Source organism: Eisenbergiella sp. OF01-20 (genome assembly GCF_003478085.1).
GTDB lineage: Bacteria > Bacillota > Clostridia > Lachnospirales > Lachnospiraceae > Eisenbergiella.
In genome coordinates, this window is sequence record NZ_QUES01000032.1 from 49,537 (window position 1) to 73,320 (window position 23,784).

The window sequence follows — 23,784 nt, forward strand, 5'->3', positions numbered from 1 at the left end:
CATATCCTCCTCTTATTTTAATCATCTAAAAGAGCCCATGCTCTATTGATAACTCTCTTTGTACCTGCTAAAACTAAATCCCCATTCTCTCCATTCCAGGGTTTTACCTCCAAGGAAAGGACGTATGGATTCTCTTGATCGAAGAATCCCTCTTCTTTCAGTATCTTAAAGAAATCCAATAGCTGCTGCGTATCGTTCGCACCCCCGGGGAAACCAAATCTGGGATGCTGATCGCCATATGCTTCATACCCTTCCTTCACAACAGCATTACCAATATGAAAATGTGTTATAAAGGGCCGCAATGTCTGTATAACAAATTTTGAAGTCTCATATGTGGTTGGGAAATGAGATAAATCCACAATAAGGCCAAAGTTACTGCACATACATTTCATATCAGCTGCAAATTTTGCTGCATAAGGCGCCGGACCTATTAAGGCCGCCTTATCCATATCATAGTCAAATACTTCCAGTTCGACTGTCATCCCTTTTCCAGCCGCATAATCACATACATTTTTTGTAGTTTTCAAAAGTTGCTGATATGCTTTTTCTTTTGTCTTTTCTTCCCATTTCCCGGCCAGAAAAGCAATACCTCCCGCCCCTAAATATTCAGCTTCATCCACAGCATCCATAAGAGTTTTTTCTGCCTTAAGTCTGCCATTTTCATCGATATCATTTGGATTCAATCCCGGCCCCAGCAGCCTTGGCTGTGCTCCATAGCACACTTTTATGTGTGACTGCTCCAGCATTCTCCTTGCACTCTCACGTACTGCCTCTTCTTTCATCTGCGTTACTTCCAACACATCAAAGTAATCATCGCAGCAGATAGTTTTAATGGAATCCAACACCTCATAGTCTGCAGGGGGATGACTCATCCACTGAATTGTCCCAATTTGGAAATACTTATGTATCGAATCCTTCATAACACTTCCCTCCTTATGCTTTGCAAAGAATGACTGCTATATCATTCACATTAGTTCCTGTTGCACCGGTTTTAATTAATCCCCCTATCTTTTCCAAGGCATGATAAGAATCATTATTTCTTAATGCCTCTTCACATTTTATTCCCAGAGCTTCCAACTCTTCGGCTGTTTTTCCATTCACAATTCCGCCGGCTGCATCCGTTGGTCCATCTGTGCCGTCTGAACTGATTGAAAATACTACCACATTTTCCAAATCCCTTATTCCTTCTGCGGCGCTTAACGCTATTTCCTGATTCCTGCCGCCTTTTCCCCTCCCGGAAACTTTAACCACTGTCTCCCCGCCTACTATTACCGCACACGGCGTTTTTAAACTGTATTCTTTCTTTTCTAATACAGTACGTGCAATAGATGCGATGAATCTTCCGGCTTCTTTTGCCTCACAGTCTAATGTATCGGACAAAATATAGGGAATGTATCCCAATTCTTTTGCATACTTCGCTGCTGCTTTACAGAATTCGCTTACACTGCCTGTCAAATATGTTTCTACATTATTCACGTATCTCGGTGTTTCTTCTTTTAAAGCAGAAAGAATATTTTCTTTTAACTTCAGATCGTATTTTTGAATAATATGAAAGGCATCCTCACATGTAGATGTGTCTGCATAAGCTGGTCCTGAGGCTATCATATCCAGTTTATCTCCCAGAATATCTGACAATACAATTGCATAAACTCTGGCAGGCGCACAATATGCAGCAAATTTCCCGCCCTTGACATCCGATAACCTTTTTCTTATCGTATTTATTTCTGTAATATCAGCCCCGCATTTTAAACATTGCTGTGTTACTTCCTGGAGATCTTCCAACGTAATTCCACGAATTGGTTTTTCAAATAAAGAGGAACCTCCTCCGGATAATAAAAAAATAATATTATCTTTTTCTGTCAGCGTCTTAACCATGTCAATAATCTTCTGCGTTCCGGCAATTGAATTATTATCAGGTATAGGGTGACCCGCTTCAATAATTTCAAATTTATCAAGCGGTTTTTCTGCATGACCGTATTTTGTAAGAATAATACCTTTTCTAATGTGCTCGCCAAGAATTTCCTGACATGTATATGCCATTTTCCAGGCTGCTTTTCCGATTGACACTACATAAACATTTTCCAGGCTCTTTCTTTTATTCAATACGGTTCGGACTGCTTTATCCGGCATTACTTCTTCAATAGCCTTACGGATAATTATTTCAGCGTCCCTGTATTCTGCTCTCATTCTCTGTCCATACACCTCTGCTTTCTTTCATAAGCAAGGTATTGATTTGCTCACTGCTGTTTTGTATAAATTAATTATAGTCATGCTTCACGAAATCTTCTCGTCCTCCTTCTACAAAGAATTCCGCCTTTTTTTGTGTTGTCAATACAAATAAAAAAGGAATGAAACTATTTCTCATTCCTCATTTGAATTTTCAGTTTTCTATTTTCTCAAAAGATAATAATAAAAGCATTCCATAAATTCCCTGTCCGAATTTTTCGCAAGAGGATTCATGTTAAGAATTTCCCTGATTTTATCCAGCCTGTACACCAGCGTATTCTTATGTACATGCAGCCAGTCACTGGCATTATTCAGGTTATATTCCTTTTCAATTAAAGCACCTATCGTTTCAAGATAATTATCAATAAACTTTTGTCCCAGCTTCTGCTTGAGCATCAAAAACAGCGTATGGAATTCTGTCATTGATGCCATTGACTCCAGATATTTCACTATATAATCATAAAAATAAAAGCTTCCTGATTTTCTTATATTTTTCTGCATCCACAGGCAATACAGATAGGCCTGACGATAGTACATGATGTCATTTTGTAAAGGCCCTATATATATCCCTGACTTAATATCCGCATGCCTGATATACTGCAGAAAGGCAGCGAGATACTCTGCAATCATATATTTGTAATCCTGCATGATATATCCGATCGGGCAGTCAATGGATTTAAAAATCACCAAAAAACCTTCCCTGGTAATGTCAACAAAATCCTGTCTTGAAAAATATTTGTTGTCCTCCAGAAGCTGTCTTAGTTTTTCCCCGCTCACCGTACTGTCCTTACATTCTATCAAAATAGGCACACGCACCATATCTTCTTCCAGATTCAATGCAACAATATATTTTGTTAAATCCTCTCTGACAAAATCATCACTATACAAAATCAGGTGTATCAGCTGTTCCTTTAAATTATATTTTCTCAAGCTTTCAAATTTATAGGATTCATACTCCAGCATTAATTCTACAGACATCTTAACAATTTTTGCCACCGGCATTATTTCCCTTGGATCACCTGACAAACCAACTACGCCTTCTTTTCTTTTATTTACATGAACCACCATATTAACACCGCATTTTACGCCTTTATCCGAATCTTCTTTCGTTACAACCCTGCTGTCCTCATCTCCTTTCATCAGCTGAAATGCTACCTCATGGAAAGTACCGACCCTTTCCTTCATTCTGCTCGCTATGATAATCCCGTCCTCGTCCATAATATTAATATTATATTCCGTAAACTGTGATAGTTTATCTATTAAACGTTCCGCAAACAACCTGTCAATCATCTTTAATATACCTGCCAGTTCTATTTACTACTAATTAATAGTATATATGTATTTTCTTAATCTGGCTAGAAATAATTATTAACATTAGTATATAATATTTACCATATTTGCTAAAGCGCCAACATCTTCCATTATATTCTGACCTTATTCTATGTTTCGTTATAATTAACAGCTGCAGAAGTACACTTTTCTCAGTACATACTTGACTTTTTTGTGTTGCCAGTTTATAGTAAATAAGAATTTAATACAGATGCACGCTAGGGGAGCCGATTGCTGAGACTGAAACCGATGGTTTCTGACCCTTACCACTTGACCCGGGTAATACCGGCGTAAGGAAGCACCTTTGTAAAAGCAAATAAGATCAACTTATACCTTCTATTATTTGTCTTTACACAGGAACGTCATATGATTGTAATTGTCTGCGTAATAATTATAAAAGTTATTGCCGCCGTTGCAGTCATTGTTTCCCCTCTTTGCGTACGAATACCAAGGAGGTTTTTTTATGAGCAAAAGTTCTATCACCGTAAAGCAAGTCGTTTATTCCGGCGTTGCCATTGCCCTGGCAACCGTCATCGCCACCGTTATCAAGCTGCCCAGCCTGCCTAACGGCGGATCCATCACCCTTTTTTCCATGTTAATCGTCTGTCTGGCCGGTTACTGGTATGGTCCGAAAGTCGGCATCATAGCCGCTCTGGCCTATGGTGTGCTGCAGTTTATTACCGGGCCTTATGTGGTTCATCCCGCCCAGGTCCTTCTGGACTTTCCGCTGGCATTCGGCGCCCTCGGTCTTTCCGGATTCTTCAGCAAATCAAAGCACGGCCTTCTGAAGGGTTATCTCGTGGGCGTAGCCGGTCGGTTCCTGTTCCATGAAATTTCCGGATTTATTTTCTATACCACTTATGTGGGTGACTTTGGGGGAAATATGGCCGCCATCTGGGCATCTACCCTTTATAACCTCAGCTATATTCTTCCGGAAGCGATTCTTACCGTTATCCTTATTGCCCTTCCCCCGGTGGAGAAGGTGATGGGAAGGCTGAAGGTTATGGCTACGGGCAGTAACTAAATCCATGAAAAAAGGTATGACGGGCAAATACCATTCTCTCTCCGCCCCTTCCATAGAAAGCGTGCCTTAAGGCACACTGAAAAACGGCCCTGTCTAAAATTCAGACAGGGCCGCCATATTGCAGAAACTATATACCGTTTTGGGAAGCTTACTGAATCTCAATGCTCCAGCTGTTCCGGTACACACCGCCGGCCTTCAGGCTTACCAGGCCCGGCTGGTCGGAAAGCTCCTCTACAACTCCCTGTCTTGAAGGAAGGGACGACCAGGGTTCTATACAAACATAAGGTGCTTCAGTTAATGTGGCATGCCAGAAACCGATATAGTCCATATCCGGGTAACTCACTGTCACACGGCGCGTACCCCTGTCTGATTTTAATGACACCATTTTCGGCACCTGTGTCAGAACAATGGCGTCATTATCGAAGAGGCTGTGCCGTAACGGTATCTTTTTCCCGTCTTCCAGAGGGAAAGGTTCTGTACTGCCATCCACGAAACACTCCGGGGAAAATCCGATTCTGACAGGTTCGTCATACTCTTTTCTGCCGGCAAATTCCAGATAATAATCTTCAAATCCAAGAGACTCCTCCATGGGAACCAGAAAACCGGGATGCCCGCCGATTCCGAAATACATAGTCTTTTCATCATGATTCTCCACCTGATAAGTAATATGAAGGACATCCCCGTCCAGTTCATATATTACCCGGTAGGTAAACGCATAGGGGTAATGTTTCCGTGTCTCTTCCCCGGCGTCCAGCCGGAAAACGATGCGATCCTCCGTCTGTTCTTCCGCAATAAGTTCCGTCACATGTACAAAGCCGTGGAGCGGCATGGGATAACTTTTACCGTCCAGCGTATATCTTCCTTCCGTCATACGGGCAATATAGGGAAAGAGGTTAGGCGCTTTTTCATCCCAGTATTGCGGATCGGCCTGCCACAGGTACTCCCTGCCGTCCCGTATAATGGACTGCATTTCGCCCCCTCTGCTGCTTATCTGTACCTGCAGTTTTTCGTTTGTAATTGATAAATTCATAGCTGCTCTCCTTATCCCTTTCCTTCCATGCTGTCAGGGCTTATATTTTTCGTGTAATATGCAAAACACGGATGGCTTTTGTATCCCATCCGTTACCGGAAAGGATTATAAAACCGGTTGCCGTCGTAGAACGTAATCACCAGCGCCCCCACGACAAAACAGATGACAAAAGCCAGTGTCAGATAATCATTGCGTTCCAGGGACTTCCCCATGTACCACGTCCTTTTTTTCTTCTTCCCGAAGCCTCTCAGCTCCATGGCATTACTCACCACATCGATGCGATCCATACTGGAAAAAATGAGAGGGAAAATAATGTTAGCCATATTTTTAAGGCGTTTAAACAGGGATGCCTTGTTGGACATTTCAATTCCCCTTGCTTCCTGGGCATGTTTTATTTTGGTAAAATCGGATTGTACATCCGGCACATAACGCAGGGCAATAGCGATGGCATATCCCACGTTATAGCTGATTCCGAGACGGTTCATACTCGCTGCAAATTCGCTGGGGTTGGTGGTCACCATGAACATCAGCACCACCGGTACCACGGTGAAATACTTCAGCATGATATTGAACTCGTAAAACAACTGCTCGGTAGTAACGCTGTAACGTCCCGCTATGTGGAACAGCACCGTCTTGGTTCCGTAGATTTCCGTTCCCTGGTAAGGGGAAAAAAGGAAAACGGTCAGCAGGTTCAGGAACAGGAAAAAAAGGATAAACTTGAATACCGTCCCCACCTGCTTCCATTCGGTTTTGGACACCTTGAAGATCAACAGGCTGACGGCCAGCATGACAGCAAGAATCCTGGTATCATAGGTGAGCATGCCCGCGATGGACCAGAGAATAAAAAACAGCATCTTCGTCACGCCGCTCAGACGGTGGATCCAGGTATTCTTGGGCGTATAAGTCAGAAGTCTAGCCATTGGCTCTCTCCTCTCTTTCATAATAGATAAACCGTTCTACAAAACCGGAAGGATCCGGGATCCCGCATCTCACCGCCAGATCATACAGCGATGTCTTTTTCAGGTATGCTTTATCCGCTATGGCTTCACTGGTCAATACTCTGGCGGGGATATCGTCCGCTATCAGCTCGCCGTCCGCAATGACAATAGCCCGGTCCGTATATTCCAGCATCAGATGCATATCGTGAGTGATCATCATAATGGTAATCCCCAGGCGGTCATTGATTTCCTTCAGAAAATCCATAATTTCCGTATAATGCCTGAAATCCTGTCCCGCCGTAGGCTCGTCCAGAATCAGGACCTCCGGATTCATTACGAGGATAGAGGCGATGGTCACCCTCTTTTTCTGTCCGAAGCTCAGTGCAGAGACGGGCCAGTTACGAAAAGGATACAAACCGCAGATCTTCAGCGTTTCAAAGACCCGTTCCTTCACTTCTTCTTCGGGAACGCCCCGTACCACCAGCCCCAATGCCACTTCATCATATATCATAGGTTTGCTGATCATCTGATTGGGATTCTGCATGACAAGGCCGATTACCTCGCCCCGTTCCTTTATGGATTTGGTGGAAATGTCCGTACCGCCCAGCAGAATGCTCCCTCTGTCCGGGTTAATAAAACCGCACACCAGATTGGAAAGGGTACTTTTTCCTGCACCGTTTTTCCCTACAATGCTGAGCATTTCCCCTTTTTCTATTTTAAATGCAATATTCCGGAGAACCGGATTTCCTGTAATATAGGAGAAATCCAAATCCAGTACCTCCAGGGCCGATTCCTTTCCGGGCCGGGCAGGAGGAAGCTGGGCCTTCCGGTACCACGCCTGTATCTTTTCCTTGTAAGGCTCCAGATCCATACTTTCAATATGCTGGGGACAGGTTTCCCGGAGAATTTCGCAGCCGGCATGCTTTAAAGCCGTGATATACAGCGGCTCCCGGATCCCTTCTTTCTCAAGGATGTCCGTACAGAGCAGCTCGTCCGGCTTTTTGTCCGCGACAATCCGGCCATCTCCCACTACCACAATCCGATCCACATCCCGGTATAGGGCATCCTCCAGCCTGTGTTCGATAATAAGCACGGTTTTACCGGTCGTCCGGCTGATTTTATCGATTAAGTCTATGGCTTTTTTCCCGGTTGCCGGGTCAAGATTTGCCAAAGGTTCATCAAATAACAGAATGTCCACGTCATCTATCAGCACGCCGGCCATGGAAACTCTTTGCTTCTGGCCGCCTGACAGCTCCGTGGGGGCATGGCTTAACAGTGATTTTACATCCACGGTTTCTGCCACTTCATCAACCTTTGAAAACATTTCCTCCTGAGGCACACAATCATTCTCCAGGGCGAACGCGATATCCTCCGCCACAGTGAGGCCGATGAACTGTCCGTCCGTATCCTGAAGCACGGTGCCGACCAGCTTGGACATACCAAAAATCCCTGCCTTCGAAGGATCCTCTCCCCCCACAATCAGCGTCCCCTGGCTTTCCCCCGGAAATGAAAAAGGAACCAGACCGTTGATACAATGGGCCAGTGTGGATTTTCCGGATCCGGAGGGTCCCACTATCAGGACTTTCTCACCCGGATATATCGCAAGGTCTATATTGTACAGCGTCGGTTCTACCTGAGAACGGTATTTAAATGTATAATCCTTGAATTCAATAATCGGGGTCATATTTTACCTCACTTTTTTTCCTTCCTGCGTACAGCCATCCGCGGCAACGGATTCTATCCGGGCAGGAAGTCCCGGAGGCACAGGCTCAGAACCGTTTCCACGGCAGAACCTATGCCTCCCGGTATTCTTCTCTTATACCCCGAATTTAAGTTCGTGGGGACTGCTGTGCCGCAGGTATGGCGTCCTGCCAGCTGAACTTCTCAGGAAATTAATCTTCCGAGGAAGTTAATCTTCCGAGGAAGTTAATCTTCCTTGGATAAACTTGACGATTTCGCCCCAATCTTGGAATATGCCAGGGCGAGCAGTGTCCCCAGTACAGCCGCTACCACAATATTACCGATAAATGCAAGAACACCCTGAGTAAATACCTTGTTGGAAGGCTCCGCATAAATCAAAATATCAAGGATAGGAGCGAGGACAATCCAGGCAAGGGCATTGGCAATAATCTGCACAACATTGAACAGGGCAATCGCTTTGCCGTTGAAGCCACCGTTCTTAATGGCATACTTGGATGCAAACAATCCCATCAGGATACCGAACAGGGCATCCGGGAACACCCAGCTCCACCAAACGCTTCCATAAAAAAGCGCATCTCCCAGTGCATGTCCGATCAGGCCGATAGCTCCGCCGACGATAGGTCCGAAAACTGCCGAAAAAAATGTCAGGACTGCAACTCTGGACTGCAAAGCGGTGTTGGGGATGATGGCGAAAGGAACCTGTACATTGGTGAGAACGATGAAAAGTGCGGTTCCGATGCCGATTGCAACGACTTCTTTGATACCGAATTTCTGTTTCATTTGGGTCTCCTCCTCATAAAAAAGTGTGTTACGGCGCTGCTGCGGAATTTTCCGGCAAGCCGGACACTCCCCGGCAGGCCATTCTTATGTAGCCTTTTGCCGGAAACCCTCAGTTCCCGGGATCGGTTGCTCCTGGAAATTGAAGTTCCCTACTCAACTAACTATATCGGATTTTCATTCCTTTTGCAATGGTTTCCCTGAATTTCCCAGGGTTGTTTCACGAAGAAATCCCACGCTGTACCTCTCCAACTTCGAACGGGACCGGATTCTTTAATATTCTTGGCGGTACTTTTAATGGCAAAAAAGCACAAAATCCCCCTATCTGTACATTTACTTCTTTTTTTAATCATGTATTATAAATATATCTTAGTAGAAGCTTTCTATCTCTACGAAGATATACTTTCCAAGCAGTTTCCGGTCATCACAAAGCAGATCCATCATCTCGCTGACAGGTGTTGTGTTCCCTGTTTTGATTTGTACCAGCCTCAAGATATTTAAGGCGAATTTCCTGATGAGTGCGAGATTGTTTCTGGACTTTTTGGCAGGTGATCGGTCTTCGCGGAAAGTAACATCCAGGACATGGTGCAGGCGGTTTTCCACACTCCAGTGTTCCCGCTTGCACCTTCCCATTTCTTTGGCGTTTAACTCCCTGTCAGAAATAATCCCTACTATCTGAATGTCATCTCCCTCCCGATCTCCTTTCCCCGGTGAAGGCTGTCTGGGCGATCCTTCCAATAGGAACTTCTCTTTGGATGGCGTTATATCATTTCCATCTTCATCCCGCACAATCAGTATACGGGTCTGCTCCACATAACCAACACTTTTCAGGAACGGCCATTCCTCCGTTGTTTTCGCCACAAAGGATGCATCATTTATTATCCGGTACTCCCGGTATTCATATCGGTCTCTGTTTTTCTCTGCATACGACACCTCATCATACTTTTGGCTCAACTCCGGGTACCTTGTTTGACAGGCCGGGTTCCCTTCCCTGCGTTTCCGGTCCGCCTTCATTCCTTCGAACTGCCTGACAATCTCATCATAACTATTCGGCTGGTTTCTCTTTACCATCAGAACAAAATGCCCACCCTGGCTAATAATCTGTTCCATCACACTTGTTTGTGTATTGAGCGCATCCGCTGTAATCGTGCTCTCACATATATCCAGATAGGACAGCAATTTCGGGATATTCGTGACCTCACTTTCTTTATCCGGGATTGGCAGCTGTGCCAGAACCAACCCTGTTACCGCTTCCAGAACATGTAACATCATAGGGGCACGTTTTCCCTTACATTTCTCGGCGGCCGCCCTGATTGCTTTCCCATCCACTGCCAGGTGTGTTCCTTTCGTACTGACGACCGATCCGATCCATTCGATGAAAACAAACAGGAACAATTCTTCATCCAACCCGCTCAATAGACGGGATACCGTAGAAAGCGATGCAATCCCGCCCGGCAGGGGAAAACCATTCTTTTTCAGCCATCCCTCATGCCGTCGACACCACCCGAGACACCGGCGCAAAGTGGTATGGCCGGTCGCATAATCTGCAATCAGATAGGTCAACACCGCAGCCAATTCACGTTTTTTCGCACGCGGGTTGCGTGGGTCTTCCACCGTTTTCATGTACTCATATATCGGCTTCACCAGAAAAACGGCTTCCTCACACCTCCGCTTCCAAGCGTTCGAGGAGCTTCTGCTGTACGGGGTTGATTTTTGATATCGCCCTTTCTTTTCCGATCATTACCAAATATATGCCTTTTAAAGGCGCAAGGCTTTTTATATCTATCTTATGTTTCTTGAAAATCCTCCTGTTCAGGGATGCCGCCTGCGCATTGAACGGATACCGAAAATCTTCTTTTGCCCTTAGCCCTTCCATCTGCAGATGACTGTTTGGTGACCGGCGCATACCTATACTATAAGGATAGTATACCTCTACAGAGCAATAAAATCGAGGGTTATGGATACTTTTGTATAGCATCCATAACCCTCGATGAAACCTGGACTATTGAGTCATTCAACTTATCTTCATGAAACAACCCTGTGGTTTTCTGTTTCCCTGGCAACTACCGCATCTACTGCTGCAAGATTCCCATTTCCGAACTACTTCTTAAATAATCAAACTTTAAAAAGGGACGAGCCACGGCTCTGTAATAAATTATTTCAACATACTAACTAATTCACACACTAATCCCGTTTTGACATGTTCTTTAAAATGACTACACATTTCACGGATATTTTTTCGAGCCTGCTTATCCAGTTCATACCTTTCTGTTACACTGTTCTCCAGATATTGGATGGATACTTTTACAATTCTTTCCAGCATCCTGTTATACTCCAGCTGCCATTTTGCATTATTACTCTCGGAAATATACTTGTCATATATTTCCTTATAATATTTGATCTGCCTTAAACAATATTTCAAGTTTGAGCCTGTATTGGTATTGTCAATAAATAACCTGGAATCGATATCGCGAATCTTCTCGAACTCAAACATCTCATAAGAATTTTTTTGCAATTCTCTCTCAAAAAGGAAACGACTATAGTGCGTATTGATATGTGACAAATCCGGGTCATTAAAGAATTCCTTTGAAACCTTAAATGCATTATCAAAAAACCTGCCTGCTTCATCCAGCCTATTCTTATTTAGCATACTAATCGCATATTGCAACCAGTAAAAGGGATTTGTTTTGGAAACCTTCGATTCTCTCAGTCTATCATAAAAAGAAATAGCAAGTTCATCCAGCTCTCCCGCCCCACTGTTCGTTATCAAATGAATGTTTGATCTTGATACCAGATTTTTTCGAATAGAATATTTAATATCACTGGATATCACCTTTGATGAATTAATATAAATTTGGGCTGCAATACTCAATATAAAATCATTGTCAAAATCCTTCAGTAAATAATCCGCAAAAATTGGAGACAATGTTTCTACTTCTTGCTCTTTCACATTCAAAATTTCTACCAAATCAGGACTTTTTACCATTCGAAAGAATTGTTTCAAACTAATTCCCAAAAGTTGGAGAATATGTAAACTATTCATTTTAATACCTAACTTTGAAAGAATTGCGTCTGCTATTAAGAACTCGCATATGTCCTTTTTCTTTTTTACAGCTATCATTATTTTCGAAATTTTATTCTTTACATCCTCCGATTTCAAAATAAAATAGGAAAGATTCGCAAATTCTTTTTTACAGCTTGTTTTATAATACCGAATGTGTTTCTCCTCGTTTATTGTACCTAAATCTCCCCAGTATCCATATGTACTGAATGTCTGGTATACATGTGGAAGTTCTTTTTGATCCAGTTTATTTAAATCAATTTCGTCCACTTCTTCCGATTTTACAGTCTTCTTCCTGTATAACTGATTACACAAATTATCCTTAATAGGTGTTCTTGCAAACAGAAGAAACCTTGCCCTTACAGATACTTTCTTGTATATCACATCCAATTTATTCATAAATTCACCAAAATCATCAACTACAATAAAATATTGCTTATAGCTTTGCGTCTCTGTCTCGATCTTTTCGATTTCGTCATAAATATTTTCTGTACTGATCAATTCATAAACTGGATGTGTAATGCACAAATTATTCATTAAAATATGCTTAAAAATACTTTTTCCATTTCCCAGCTTGGAATGCAGTATCAGTGTTCTGACTGACATATCCTGTAATACACGCTGTACTTCTTCTAGTTTCGATGTCCTGTCAATTATTACCTTATCCTCTGTATTAATAAATTTTGTTTCGAATTTACCCTTTACAAAAAAAGAAAACACCTCATTTCCACTGATAGAACCTAATAAAGAATACGGATAAGTTTCCGGGGTTATCCGCTCAAATGCCGTCGTTTTATCCAGCACTTGCTTGAATACTTCTTTTTCATACTCTCTTAATTGTTCTGAAAACCTTTTTACCCCTTTAAAGGAATATTTACCCAATGTCTGGAATCGATATGCCTTATCTGAATTTGCTTCATCTTTTTTAGAATAATCTATAAAAAGACATTTATTTTTGGCCTCATCTATTATTATGCTTTGTAGACTGAAATCATAATCTAAGGAATATCCCAAGAAGATGACTCTTTTCGCCCCAAATAAATCATCCACAAACAGGGACTTCCAGTCGCTTTCCAGAAAGTAATCTTTGAAAAAGCTTTCATGGGTTATCCTAAAACACCTTTCAAAGCTCTCATAATCCTTTACGCCCTCTGTATCCTTTATAAAACCATTGATATGAATGATCGAATTTATAACAGCGCTTGGTTCCGTATCTACCAAAATATTAAAGCTTTTTCTTTTTATTTTTCTCTTTTCTGATCCTAATTCTGCCAGATTATCATAATTAGTAGTATAAATTCTTTTCCACGGCAAACTGAGCAACCATTCATGGGACTCACAAATGGACTTTGCCAAAAACTGCTTTTTTAGCTCTTCCAGCAAAGGTACGATTCCTTCGTTCCAATCTGCAAAGTGATTCAGATATCTCGAACAGGCAATATTCAAATTATCCGTTTGTGCATTTCCCACCGTGTCACATAAATAATGCGCCAACTCTGTCCCCGTTTTAAATAAACCACCCTCGCATCTGTTTCCAATAGAAAAACCCGCTCCTAAAAACAAAACTGCTTCTCCATTTAATATTTCCTGATATATTGTTCTGTAATTCATAGTACATTCACCTCTTATCACTTCAGAGTATTAAAATACTCTACTTATGGCTATCTGCTGTTGCCCTTCACGGCCCCTTGTGCCGCCGCCGTATGGTTTTGCCTGCCCGTTTTTCCTCCCGGCTATACCATGGAGCGGCGGCACAGAGGGGCTATAAATGGTAACAACAGCGCAGCCCCCTATTAAAGTACCACTTCCTCCGCCAACGCAAACGAATAAATAATCTTCTCCTTCACCCGCCTGCCCGTCAGCTGCTCCAATGCCCTGGCATAATAATCCAGCTGTACCCGGTACCGGTTCACCAGCTCCTGCGCCCGGGTGACCGCATCCGTTTTATAATCGGCAACCACCAGGCCGTCCTCCTCCTCCAGATACACATCAATAATCCCCTGGATAAGCAGGGTTTCCTCCTGGGGAAATTCGGGGTTCAGCGTGCTTGCCGGCAGCCCCAGCACAAAGGGCTGCTCTTTATGAAGCTTGTTCCCAACCGCGGCCCGGGCCATCCGTAAGGCCAGGCCGGACGACAGGAACCCGGCCATTTTATCCGGGCTTACCGCCGCCCGGAATTCCCGGCTGAGCCTGCCTTCCGCGGCCATCTGATTAAGCAGTTCCTCCACTCTTTCCCGGCTTACAGGCCCGGATTCCGTTTCCTGTATCAGGCATTCAAAGGGGAATACCTCCAAAGCTTTATGGTAGGCGCTTCCTCTGGCGGTTCCGCTTACCTTTTCTTCTTCCCGGATAAAACGGGGCAGGTAAGGAACTATCTCCTTTTCTTCAAACAGATGCCAGGCTTCTTCCGCCGCTTCCTCCATACCCGCTTTTTTCAGTTCGGAAACCGTCGTCTTGGTATACAAATTTTTCAGGTTCTCATGGGGATACACACTTTCCATCCGTTCCCGGAGCAGACGGACCTCTTCCCCTTCTTCCTGCTTTCCTTCCAGCGCTTCCTTTTCAAAACGCTGCAGTCTCTGCTTCAGAGATTCCTTCCCCTGCTCCTCTTCCATATGATCCTGCAGCAGATCCGCCGCCGTAAGCATTTCCACCTCCTGGCCGCAGACAGCCCAGGCGGGAAGAAGCCAGTCCAGGTACGAGGCTGCCTCGCTGCGTGTCAGGAAGCGCAGACGGTTGTCTGCCGTGTTCCTCTTCATAGCCCCCTCTTCCAGGATCCGGTCCACCTTTTCCCCATCCTTGCAGCTGCCGGTAAGGATCAGTTTTTCCTGGGGCCTGGTCATGGCCACATATAAAACACGCAGCTCTTCTCCCAGGCTGTCCCTGCGCAGCTTGCCGGAAAGCACGCTTTTCTTCAGGGTGTTTCCCTTCACCCGGGATTCTATGTCCATAAAATCAAGGGCAATTCCGTAATCCATGTCCATTATCACCGGTTTGCTGGTATCCTGCATGTTGAACTTCTTGGACAGCCCGGAAACGAAGCAGACGGGGAATTCCAGTCCCTTGGATTTATGGATGCTCATGATCCGCACGGTGTCCGCATTTTCATCCTGTATGTTGGCTTCCCCGTAATCGATATTGTATTTTTCCACCTGCTCCATGTAGCGGATAAAATGGAACAGGCCGAAATAGCTTGTTTTCTCGAAATTTTCCGCCTTTGCAAGAAGCATTTCCACATTGGCCCTGCGCTGCTCCCCGCCGGGCAGGGCGGATATGGTGTACAGGTATCCGGTTTCCTGAAGGAACTGCTCCATAAGCTGATGGATAGGCATATAAGCAACGTACCGCCGGAACCGATCCAGCATGTCGTGAAAACGGCCGGCTTTGCCACAAAGCTCCTCCCTGCTGCCTTGCCGGGCATAAGCGGTCAGGCAGGTATAAAGCCGCCGCCCCGCGCCGCCCATTTCCGCTTTCATGCAGGCGATATCCTCATCGGTAAAACCTGCCGCATCCGATTTCAAAACGCCGAAAAGAGGGATATCCTGAAGGGGGTTTCCAAGCACTTTCAGGAAATTCAGTATGGTCTGCACCTCCGTCGCCGCAAAATAGCCGGTTTTGGAGGTGATGTAAACAGGAATGCCGCTTTTTTCCAGCACCTTTTTAAATACCTCATCCCAACCTGCCGTGGTCCTAAGCAGGATGACAATATCCCCATAGCCGGCAGGCCGCAGGCCGCCGGTATCCTTATCCGCCACCGGCAGCCTTCCCACTATCCGGCGGATTTTACCTGCAACTGCCAGCGCTTCCCGTTCCCGGTCCTCCAGTCCGTCCTCTTCCGCCAGGGTGAGCAGTACCTCGGTACGGTACACGTCCTCTTCTTCCCCTTCCGGCTCCGGGAAAACGGCTCCGGGATACAGCGCGGCGTCCTTATCGTATTCCACGCCCCCCAGATCCCGTCCCATCAGCACGGAAAAGCAGGCATTGACGCTGTCCGTCACCTGGTGCCGGCTTCTGAAATTCTGTTTCAGGTCAATGCGGCGTTCTTTCCCCCCGTCTTTCCCGTAACGTTCAAACTTCTCCATGAACAGCTCCGGCCTGGCCAGACGGAATTTATAAATGCTCTGCTTCACATCCCCGACCATAAACCGGTTGAATCTGCCGTCCTCTTCCCCGGAGATACTTTTCAGCAGATATTCCTGCACCAGGTTGCTGTCCTGGTATTCGTCAATCATGATTTCCGCGTAATAGTCCCGCATTTCCCGGGCCGCTGCTGTGGGATATACCCCATCCTCCCTTTTTTCCGTAAGTATCCGCAGGGCCATATGCTCCATATCATGGAAATCCAAGAGATTCTTTTCCCGCTTTTTCTCATCCAGGCGGATCCGGAAATCGTTGGTCAGAGATAAAAGGCAGGATACATACGGGGCGCAGGCCGCCATACGCTCCGCCTGGGACCGGGGAGAGGCATAGAAATATTTCTTCGCCAGCCCGCCCAGCAAATCCTTCACAATCCCCCTTATTTCCTTGGCCCGTTCCCTTTTTTCAGGGGACACGCCGGTATCTTTTTTGGAGCTGATCCTGCCGAAGGAAAGCCCGGCAAAGCCTTCATACAGCTCCTGAAGGCTTTTTGCCGCCCGCAGTTGTTCCAGGGTGCATTTGTCCTCTTCCAGGGTATCCAGATACATATAAGGGCCATCCGGCTCCCTGCTGATCGTCAGGGCCTGTTCCAGGCTGTCCGCCGCTTCCCCCAGCATGGTATGCACATATTCCTCCAGCAGTTCCACCCAACGGCATTGCTCCATAGTCTCCGGGGATACCGCGTAATCCCTGCCGTGTTCTTCCAGCCATTCGCCCGGCCAGGGATAGCTCATGGCGAACTCATACAGTCCTAAAATCTGTTCCTCCAGACGTTTTTCCTTCCCTGTCGGTGCAAAATATTCCACACAGGCGAGAAAATCTTCTTCCCCCTTTGTAAAATATTCCTCCAGCATCTGAGCCAGCACGTCCTGCATCAGCAGCCGGATTTCCCCGTCATCCGCCACCCGGAAATCCGGATCCAGATCGATTTCATCAAAATGATTCCGTATAATATAGAGGCAGAAGCTGTCTATCGTCGTTATCTGGGCATTATGAATCAGCGTCAGCTGCTTAAGCAGATGGGCGTTGCCCGGATTCTCGTCCACTCTGGCGGAAAGCGCCTGGGTAATCCGTTCCCTCATCTGGGCCGCCGCCGCATTGGTAAAGGTAACCACCAGAAGCCTGTCAATATCCACCGGATGATCCCCATCGCTCACCATCTGTATGATCCGTTCCACCAAAACGGCCGTCTTTCCGCTTCCTGCCGCCGCCGATACCAGAATGCTGCTGTTTCTTGCCTCAATGGTCGCCTGCTGATCCGGTGTAAATGTCACTGCCATTTCCTGCTCCTTCCAACGCTTTCTTAATCTTTTCCAGCGCTTCCTCTTCCTCCAGTTTTTCCAGCTCACGCTTCCGGAACCCCGGTATTTTCCGGTCGAATCCGCACACCCTGCTATAAGGGCAGTATGTGCATGCATCCTTTGCCGACTGGCCGCTCCCCTGTACATACGGATTCAGGGCAATGTTTCCGTCCAGGATGCCCTTGCCGATTTCTTTGATTTTCAGATTGACATAGTCGGATATAACCCGGAAATCATTTTCCTGCAAAATGCTGGATCGGGCGCTGAAAGAACCGTCTTTTTTGCGTTCCACGGGAATGACATCGGATTTGGTCCCGAATGCCCCGTCCAGGCTGGCTACAACAGCCTCATCCGCATTTACCACACCGGTCATGCGCAGCCCTGCCAGGATTTTTTCCCGGATCTGTTCCTCATCTAACGTTTCGTCCCCCTCCACAATGGGGTCATGCACCCGGTAATACAGCATGGCCGCAGGTACCACCAACCGATCCGGATACCGTTTTTCTTCCATTTCCACAGCGGCGTTCATATAGACCACCAGCTGCAGCTGCAGCCCGTAATACAAGGCCGCAAGGCTGAAATCCCGGTTCCCGGACTTATAATCAATAACTTTTACGTAGACCTTTTCTTCCTCTTCACATACGTCCACACGGTCAATCCGCCCCCGCAGGCGCAGCTTTTCTTCCCCCGTAAGGGCAATATTCACCGATTCCAGATCCTCCAGGACGGAGAAGGAGACTTCAAACTGTTCCGGGCGGAATGCCCCTTTTTTCAGCTGATACTGCAGTGTTGCCACCGTCCGTTTCAGGATCCGCTTCAGCCTCGTTATCACATACTGGTTCCGGGCATTGTCAAAAAGGACAGCCTCCCCATAGGTTACCGCGTAGGCCTCCACCGCTTCCTCCACCAGCCGTTCCCCTTCTTCTTTGGGAAAATCAAACCAGTTCCAGCCGTGTTCCTTCAGCTTGTCCCCGAAAATCTCCAGAACCCCATGAAAAATATTTCCCATATCCACATCCTCAAAGCTGTACCCGTCCCGTTCCTTCAGCATCAGTCCATACTGCAGGAAATGGGCATAGGCACAGGATGCATACTGCTCCAGGCGGCTTACACTTCCCAAAAGTGTGCGCCCGAACAACGCCAGGGCCGCCTCTCTGGCCAGAGGCCTGTCCCGGTAGCTGTAAAAAGCCTTATCACTCATATTCCCGGCCCATTCCCGGGTTTTCTCCGCCCCGGCATAGATCTGATAAAGGTGCCGGAAATTCTGTTCGTCCTCCCCGCCCCTTTCCATCCTGCCGTCCGCAAACCTGCGCAGCCCCTGGACAAATCCGTCCCTGCCGTCCTCCAGTGTCTGCACCTGGACAAGCTTTGGAAGCTCCTCCGGCTTTTCCACCCGGATGGAAGGAAACAGCTTTTTCACCGTATCGATCAAATAAGCAGGCCTCATGGAACGCCCTTCGCTGCTCATCCTGGCATAGGACAGATACAGCGTGTCCGACGGCTTTGTCATATTCATATACAGGTAAAGCTTCTGGATATACATCTGCTGCCTGGGAGTAGGCGCCAGCTCCATCCCGCTTTCCGCCAGGAATTCCCGATCCATATCCGATATGATCCCGCCGCTTCCCGCCGCTTTGGGGATATAACCGTCATTGACTCCAAGGAAAAACAGCGCTTTCACCTGCTTCAGACGGGTCCGCTCCATATCCCCCGCCACAACGCGATCCACGTTCCGGGGAATGGTCCCCACCTGGATTTCCTGAAAACCAGCCTCCAGAATCTGGGAAAATTCATCCATTTTAACCGGCTCATCCCCGATCAGTTCCACGAAGCTGTCCAGAAGATCCATGACAAGCCTGTAAATCTGGGCGTATTCCCTTTCCTTAACCGCATCCCCTTCTCCTGCAAACTGTTCCTCATAGGCCTTCAGCTTACGCTGGACCTCATTTTTTTCTATAAAAGAATACAGCCCCATCACGAGCGAACGGGTATCCGTAAAGGACTGCATCAGAGGCTCCATCTGCTCCACCAGCCTCCGTCTGCTTTCATTCAGCTCTTCCAGCATTTCCAGTTCATTTTCCATATCGGGCGTTTTGCGCACAAACATGGACTGCCATCTTTTTTTCCCCCTCACCCCGGTGGCAAGCACATAATTTTCCAGCCTGTCGGCTTCCTCCGGCGTAAAATCCGCCAGCCCGCTGCGGATATAGTGAAAGACCGATTCATAGGTAAAATTCCTGGTCACAATCTGCAGGGCGCTTTTCAGATATTCAATAAAAGGGTTCAGGACAATCCCTCTTGTCTGATCCAGGTAAAGGGGAATGTCATACAGGGCCGCCGTCCGTTCCAGAAAGCTGGCATACGCCCCCAGATCCCCGGCAATCACAGCCACATCCCGGTAACAGTTCCCTGTCCGGCGTACATATTCCCGGATGGCAATACACACCTGCCGGACCTCCTCCTGCTGGGTGGACGCCTCCATAATCCGTATCCGGGCTTCTCCTTCGTATGGCTTGCAGGGATAACGGAACAGCTGCTTTTCCAGATGCGCCATAGAAGGATTCTCCCGGAATCGGGGTACCGGATTCTGGTTCAGGATGACATCCTCCCCCCGTGCCACACCTGCCTCCGCCGCCAGGCGGCTTAAAGACACCACCGTCTTTTTACTCAGATGAAAAAGGTTCTGTTCCTCCTTTTCCTCATACATATCCTCGTTTCCGTCTATAACCACAGAAACAATCACCTCGTCCGCCAGCCCCATCAGCTGCTGCAGCACCCGGTTCTGTACCGGCGTAAACCCGGTAAACCCGTCGAAAGCGATCACGCTCCCCCTCACCAGGTTCGACCGGGGAAGCAGCCTGGCCAGCACATCCAGCGTTTCCTCGGTGGTGATATATTTTTCCCGTATATATTCACGAAACCCCTGATAAAGAACGCCAAGATCCTTCAGCTTGTGATAGAGCTGCCCTTTTTTACGGGCATAATCCGTCAGCTTCTCCAGTTCCTCCATACCGATCCCGTACTGCATGAACTCCGATATCGCCGATTTCACCTCATGGATATATCCGGTCTTATTCAGGTTCCCTCCGATAACGGATGTCTCCCCCTTCAGTTTCCCCGCTATTTTACGGAGCACAAGGCTCTTGCCCGTATCGTCCAGCACCGGCCTCTCATCCGCCCCCACCTCTTCCATAATCCGGTGGGAAAGCCTTCCGAAGCTGAGTACGTCGATATTCATAATCCCCCTGTCAGGATGCATCGTCACCAGATCCATCTGGGTCTGCATTGTAAACTGATCGGGCACGATGATTAAAAAATTCCGGTCTGGCTCCTCCATGGAACGCCGTATGATCTCCCGGTAAAGCCCTGTACTTTTCCCCGCCCCGGACGCTCCTGTATAAAAACGCAATGACACGATTATCCCTCCTGTATCTGTGCAGCAGACTCCTGAAACATCTTATTTACTATACCATATTTCCCATGCCCTGACATCTTCCAATTTCTATCTCGCAGTCCCAGGTTACGCAGTACGGGGGCTTTATTTCCCCTATCAGCATGAAACAATATCAAATAATCCCGGCTCTTTCCAAAGCATCTGCTGTTCCGATCCGATAGAAAAATACGACGTTTTCCGGTGGATAAGCCTATAATTTCAAGGCAACACTATCACTGACTGCATACGTGCCCGAAGCCGGATACCCAGACATGAAAACGGGCTGTCCCCAGCCAAAGCCGGCGGCATATTCCACGACAAAAAGGAGGATAACATGAGAAACCTGATCCCATTTAATGAAAACTGGTATTTTTCCCGGGAGGACACCGGACTCCCCCGCACCCTTCCCTCCGACTGGGAAAAAGTAACCCTTCCCCACACCTGGAACGCCATAGACGGCCAGGACGGCAGGGGAGATTATTACCGCGGCGCCTGCTGGTATGCCAAAGAATTTCCCACGCCGCCCGATGCGGAAGGGAAAAAATTATTTCTGGAGGTACTGGCCGTTTCCCTGTCGGGGAAGGTTTTTGTAAATGGCCGGGAAGCGGCTTATCATGAGGGAGGGTTTTCTTCCTTCACCGCCGAAATCACCGGTTATCTGCACCCGGCTGCTTCGAAGGATCCGAACCTTCTCGTAATATGCGCGGACAATAGCGACCGGCCCCATATCTACCCCCGTATGGCTGATTTCACCTTTTACGGAGGGTTATACAGGGGGGTGAACCTGATCGTCGTTCCGCAGGTTCACTTTGATCTGGAATTCTGGGGTGCCCCCGGCCTCTCGGTCACATCCCTGCCGGAAGGGGATTGTGCTTTCCTGAAGCTGCAGACCTGGATCAAACATGCGGATGACGATTATACGGTCCGCTATCTCATCACAGACGCTGCGGGTGAGGTAACAGGAGAAGCCTGGCGGCCCGCCGGCGATCCCGGCACCAGCCTCTTTCTTCCCAAAGCCCATCTGTGGCAGGGCGTGGAGGATCCCTATCTGTATACCTGCACGGCCTCTTTGGTCTACCGGAACGAAACCGTGGACGAAATCAGCTGCCGTTTCGGCATCCGCAGCTTTTCCGTGGATCCGGAAAAGGGATTCTTCCTGAACGGAAAGCCTATGATGCTCCGGGGCGTATCCCGGCACCAGGACCGTCTGTACCGGGGAAATGCCCTTACCCGGGAGGAGCATTATGAAGATGCCGGTCTGATACGGGAAATCGGCGCCAATACCGTACGGCTGGCCCATTACCAGCACAGCCGCGATTTCTACGATGCCTGCGACGAATACGGCTTTGTCGTATGGGCGGAAATCCCCTATATCAGCAGCCAGAGTGAGGACCAAAATGCCCATGAAAACTGCCGTACCCAAATGCAGGAGCTGGTCTATCAGAATTACAACCACCCTTCCATCTGCTTCTGGGGTATATCCAACGAAATCACCATTGCGGGGGAAAAGCCCGGTCTGGTGGAAAACCACAAAGACCTGCAATCCCTGGTAAAAAGCATCGATCCCACCCGTCTGACCACCATGGCCCATGTGAGCATGGTCCCCCCGGAAAGCAGGCTGCATGGGATTACGGATTTGGAGAGCTATAACCATTACTTCGGCTGGTACGGCGGGGTCTATACCGACAACGAAAAATGGCTGGATCACTTCCACGAGACACACCCGGAAATCTGTCTCGGCCTTTCTGAGTACGGCGCGGAAGGAATTATCACCTACCAGCCCGATGTTCCGAAATGCAGGGATTATTCGGAGAGCTACCAGGCCGAATACCATGAACACATGGCGGCTGTCCTCATGGAACGCCCCTATCTGTGGAGCACTTATGTCTGGAATATGTTTGATTTCGGCTGTGCCGCCCGTAACGAAGGCGGGACCGCCGGCCGCAACAACAAGGGCCTGGTAACCCTGGACCGGAAAATAAAAAAGGACGCTTTTTATCTGTATAAGGCTTACTGGAGCAGCGAACCTTTTGTCCACATCTGCGGACGCCGCTTCGCACAGCGCACAGATTTTCCTGCCGGAAGCGGTACCATTACCCTCCGGATATACTCCAACCAGCCGGAGGTAAGTCTGTACTGTAATGGGGATCTTTTCCTCACCCTCACGGGCAGCCATGTCTTTGTATTTGAACAGGTCCCCCTGAAGGATGGCTTCACCTGCTTTACCGCCTGCGCCGGGGACTGTTCGGATACCATATCCCTGCAGCGGATCGATGAAAAACCTGCCGTTTATACCCTGCCCCCGGAAGAAGAGGAGGACACCGACGGCGCAGCCAACTGGTTTGACGAAGCTGCCGCAACAGAAGCCAATGCCCCCATGGAATTCCCGGAGGGCCGGTTTTCCGTAAAAGATCCGGTCAGGGATATCTTGCGGCAGGAAGAAGCCGCCCGGATCCTGACAGGCGCCCTGTCCTCCCTGACCGGTATGAAGCTGAAAAAAGGGATGCTGGGTATGCTGGGGGAAAAAACAGCGGAGGAACTCGTGGATATGATGGGTTCCATGGGCATGGGCGCTACAATTCCGGAGGGTGCCGCCAGGATAATCAATGCGGAATTGAATAAAATCCCCAAAGCAAAGTAAACTTTTCCGCACGAACAGAGAATATATGTGTTACTCAAACTTCGCAGGAGCAAAATGGCCTTCCGCCCGCTGGCAGAGTGGTGTCCCCGGGATGGAAAAGGATATTCGCCAGTCCATCAGGCCGGACATTCCAATGAGCCCGAAGGCGTCAAGTGTGTCAGATGAGGCTGACACACTTGACCGGTC

13 protein-coding genes and 1 riboswitch are annotated in these 23,784 nt (G+C 47.4%); of the genes, 2 read left to right on the forward strand and 11 right to left on the reverse strand.

The genetic code is table 11. The features are described from left to right. Nucleotides 1-17: 17 nt before the first annotated feature. The 3 genes from DXA36_RS25495 to DXA36_RS25505 all read right to left on the reverse strand — a co-directional run bounded on the left by DXA36_RS25495 (nt 18) and on the right by DXA36_RS25505 (nt 3,516). On the reverse strand, nt 18-920 hold the full coding sequence (locus DXA36_RS25495; protein WP_118682196.1) for a sugar phosphate isomerase/epimerase family protein: 903 nt from the start codon (nt 918-920) through the stop codon (nt 18-20). Between the two features lie 13 nt (nt 921-933). Continuing rightward, nucleotides 934-2,187: a glycerate kinase type-2 family protein gene (locus tag DXA36_RS25500; protein ID WP_182479262.1), complete on the reverse strand. Its 1,254-nt coding sequence runs from the start codon at nt 2,185-2,187 to the stop codon at nt 934-936. A 201-nt stretch (nt 2,188-2,388) separates the two neighbouring features. Beyond that, nucleotides 2,389-3,516 carry a CdaR family transcriptional regulator gene (locus tag DXA36_RS25505; protein ID WP_118682197.1) on the reverse strand — a complete coding sequence of 376 codons (1,128 nt, stop codon included), beginning with the start codon at nt 3,514-3,516 and terminating at the stop codon, nt 2,389-2,391. A gap of 249 nt (nt 3,517-3,765) precedes the next feature. Continuing rightward, nucleotides 3,766-3,869: riboswitch (TPP riboswitch) on the forward strand. A 149-nt stretch (nt 3,870-4,018) separates the two neighbouring features. On the opposite strand from DXA36_RS25505, the gene DXA36_RS25510 reads away from it, so the two are divergent. Then, nucleotides 4,019-4,579 (forward strand): energy-coupled thiamine transporter ThiT, encoded by a 561-nt coding sequence (locus DXA36_RS25510; protein WP_118682198.1) that lies wholly within the window; start codon nt 4,019-4,021, stop codon nt 4,577-4,579. A gap of 148 nt (nt 4,580-4,727) precedes the next feature. Here DXA36_RS25510 and DXA36_RS25515 read toward each other — a convergent pair whose 3' ends face one another. The 8 genes from DXA36_RS25515 to addB form a co-directional block, all read right to left on the reverse strand. After that, nucleotides 4,728-5,609, reverse strand: coding sequence for an aldose 1-epimerase family protein (locus DXA36_RS25515; protein ID WP_118682199.1), 882 nt, complete (start codon nt 5,607-5,609; stop codon nt 4,728-4,730). A gap of 92 nt (nt 5,610-5,701) precedes the next feature. Further along, the gene (locus tag DXA36_RS25520; RefSeq protein ID WP_118682200.1) at nt 5,702-6,529 is read right to left on the reverse strand and encodes an energy-coupling factor transporter transmembrane component T family protein; all 828 of its coding nucleotides are present in this window, start codon (nt 6,527-6,529) and stop codon (nt 5,702-5,704) included. Then, nucleotides 6,522-8,231 (reverse strand): ABC transporter ATP-binding protein, encoded by a 1,710-nt coding sequence (locus DXA36_RS25525; RefSeq protein WP_118682201.1) that lies wholly within the window; start codon nt 8,229-8,231, stop codon nt 6,522-6,524. Before DXA36_RS25525 ends, DXA36_RS25520 begins: the two co-directional genes overlap by 8 nt. Nucleotides 8,232-8,473: 242 nt before the next feature. Beyond that, nucleotides 8,474-9,028 (reverse strand): ECF-type riboflavin transporter substrate-binding protein, encoded by a 555-nt coding sequence (locus DXA36_RS25530; RefSeq protein ID WP_118682202.1) that lies wholly within the window; start codon nt 9,026-9,028, stop codon nt 8,474-8,476. Between the two features lie 366 nt (nt 9,029-9,394). Beyond that, nucleotides 9,395-10,669, reverse strand: coding sequence for an ISAs1 family transposase (locus DXA36_RS25535; protein ID WP_243114743.1), 1,275 nt, complete (start codon nt 10,667-10,669; stop codon nt 9,395-9,397). A 511-nt stretch (nt 10,670-11,180) separates the two neighbouring features. Continuing rightward, a complete protein-coding gene (locus DXA36_RS25545) occupies nt 11,181-13,697 on the reverse strand; it encodes an SIR2 family protein (protein WP_118682205.1) in 2,517 nt (838 codons plus the stop codon). 182 nt (nt 13,698-13,879) lie between these two features. Next, the gene (gene addA, locus DXA36_RS25550; RefSeq protein WP_118682206.1) at nt 13,880-17,503 is read right to left on the reverse strand and encodes a helicase-exonuclease AddAB subunit AddA; all 3,624 of its coding nucleotides are present in this window, start codon (nt 17,501-17,503) and stop codon (nt 13,880-13,882) included. Then, a complete protein-coding gene (gene addB, locus DXA36_RS25555) occupies nt 17,463-20,939 on the reverse strand; it encodes a helicase-exonuclease AddAB subunit AddB (RefSeq protein ID WP_118682207.1) in 3,477 nt (1,158 codons plus the stop codon). The genes addA and addB overlap by 41 nt, the downstream gene beginning before the upstream one ends. A gap of 352 nt (nt 20,940-21,291) precedes the next feature. Here addB and DXA36_RS25560 point away from each other — a divergent pair, with 352 nt between their 5' ends. Further along, a complete protein-coding gene (locus tag DXA36_RS25560; RefSeq protein ID WP_118682208.1) occupies nt 21,292-23,598 on the forward strand; it encodes a glycoside hydrolase family 2 protein in 2,307 nt (768 codons plus the stop codon). Nucleotides 23,599-23,784 lie beyond the last annotated feature (186 nt).

Coding starts and splice junctions, on each gene's coding strand:
- DXA36_RS25515 (WP_118682199.1), bottom strand. CDS start 5,609: ATGAATTTATCAATTACAAACGAAAAACTGCAGGTACAGATAAGCAGC.
- DXA36_RS25505 (WP_118682197.1), bottom strand. CDS start 3,516: ATGATTGACAGGTTGTTTGCGGAACGTTTAATAGATAAACTATCACAG.
- DXA36_RS25525 (WP_118682201.1), bottom strand. CDS start 8,231: ATGACCCCGATTATTGAATTCAAGGATTATACATTTAAATACCGTTCT.
- DXA36_RS25545 (WP_118682205.1), bottom strand. CDS start 13,697: ATGAATTACAGAACAATATATCAGGAAATATTAAATGGAGAAGCAGTT.
- DXA36_RS25520 (WP_118682200.1), bottom strand. CDS start 6,529: ATGGCTAGACTTCTGACTTATACGCCCAAGAATACCTGGATCCACCGT.
- DXA36_RS25495 (WP_118682196.1), bottom strand. CDS start 920: ATGAAGGATTCGATACATAAGTATTTCCAAATTGGGACAATTCAGTGG.
- DXA36_RS25510 (WP_118682198.1), top strand. CDS start 4,019: ATGAGCAAAAGTTCTATCACCGTAAAGCAAGTCGTTTATTCCGGCGTT.
- DXA36_RS25530 (WP_118682202.1), bottom strand. CDS start 9,028: ATGAAACAGAAATTCGGTATCAAAGAAGTCGTTGCAATCGGCATCGGA.
- DXA36_RS25560 (WP_118682208.1), top strand. CDS start 21,292: ATGAGAAACCTGATCCCATTTAATGAAAACTGGTATTTTTCCCGGGAG.
- addA (WP_118682206.1), bottom strand. CDS start 17,503: ATGGCAGTGACATTTACACCGGATCAGCAGGCGACCATTGAGGCAAGA.
- DXA36_RS25500 (WP_182479262.1), bottom strand. CDS start 2,187: ATGAGAGCAGAATACAGGGACGCTGAAATAATTATCCGTAAGGCTATT.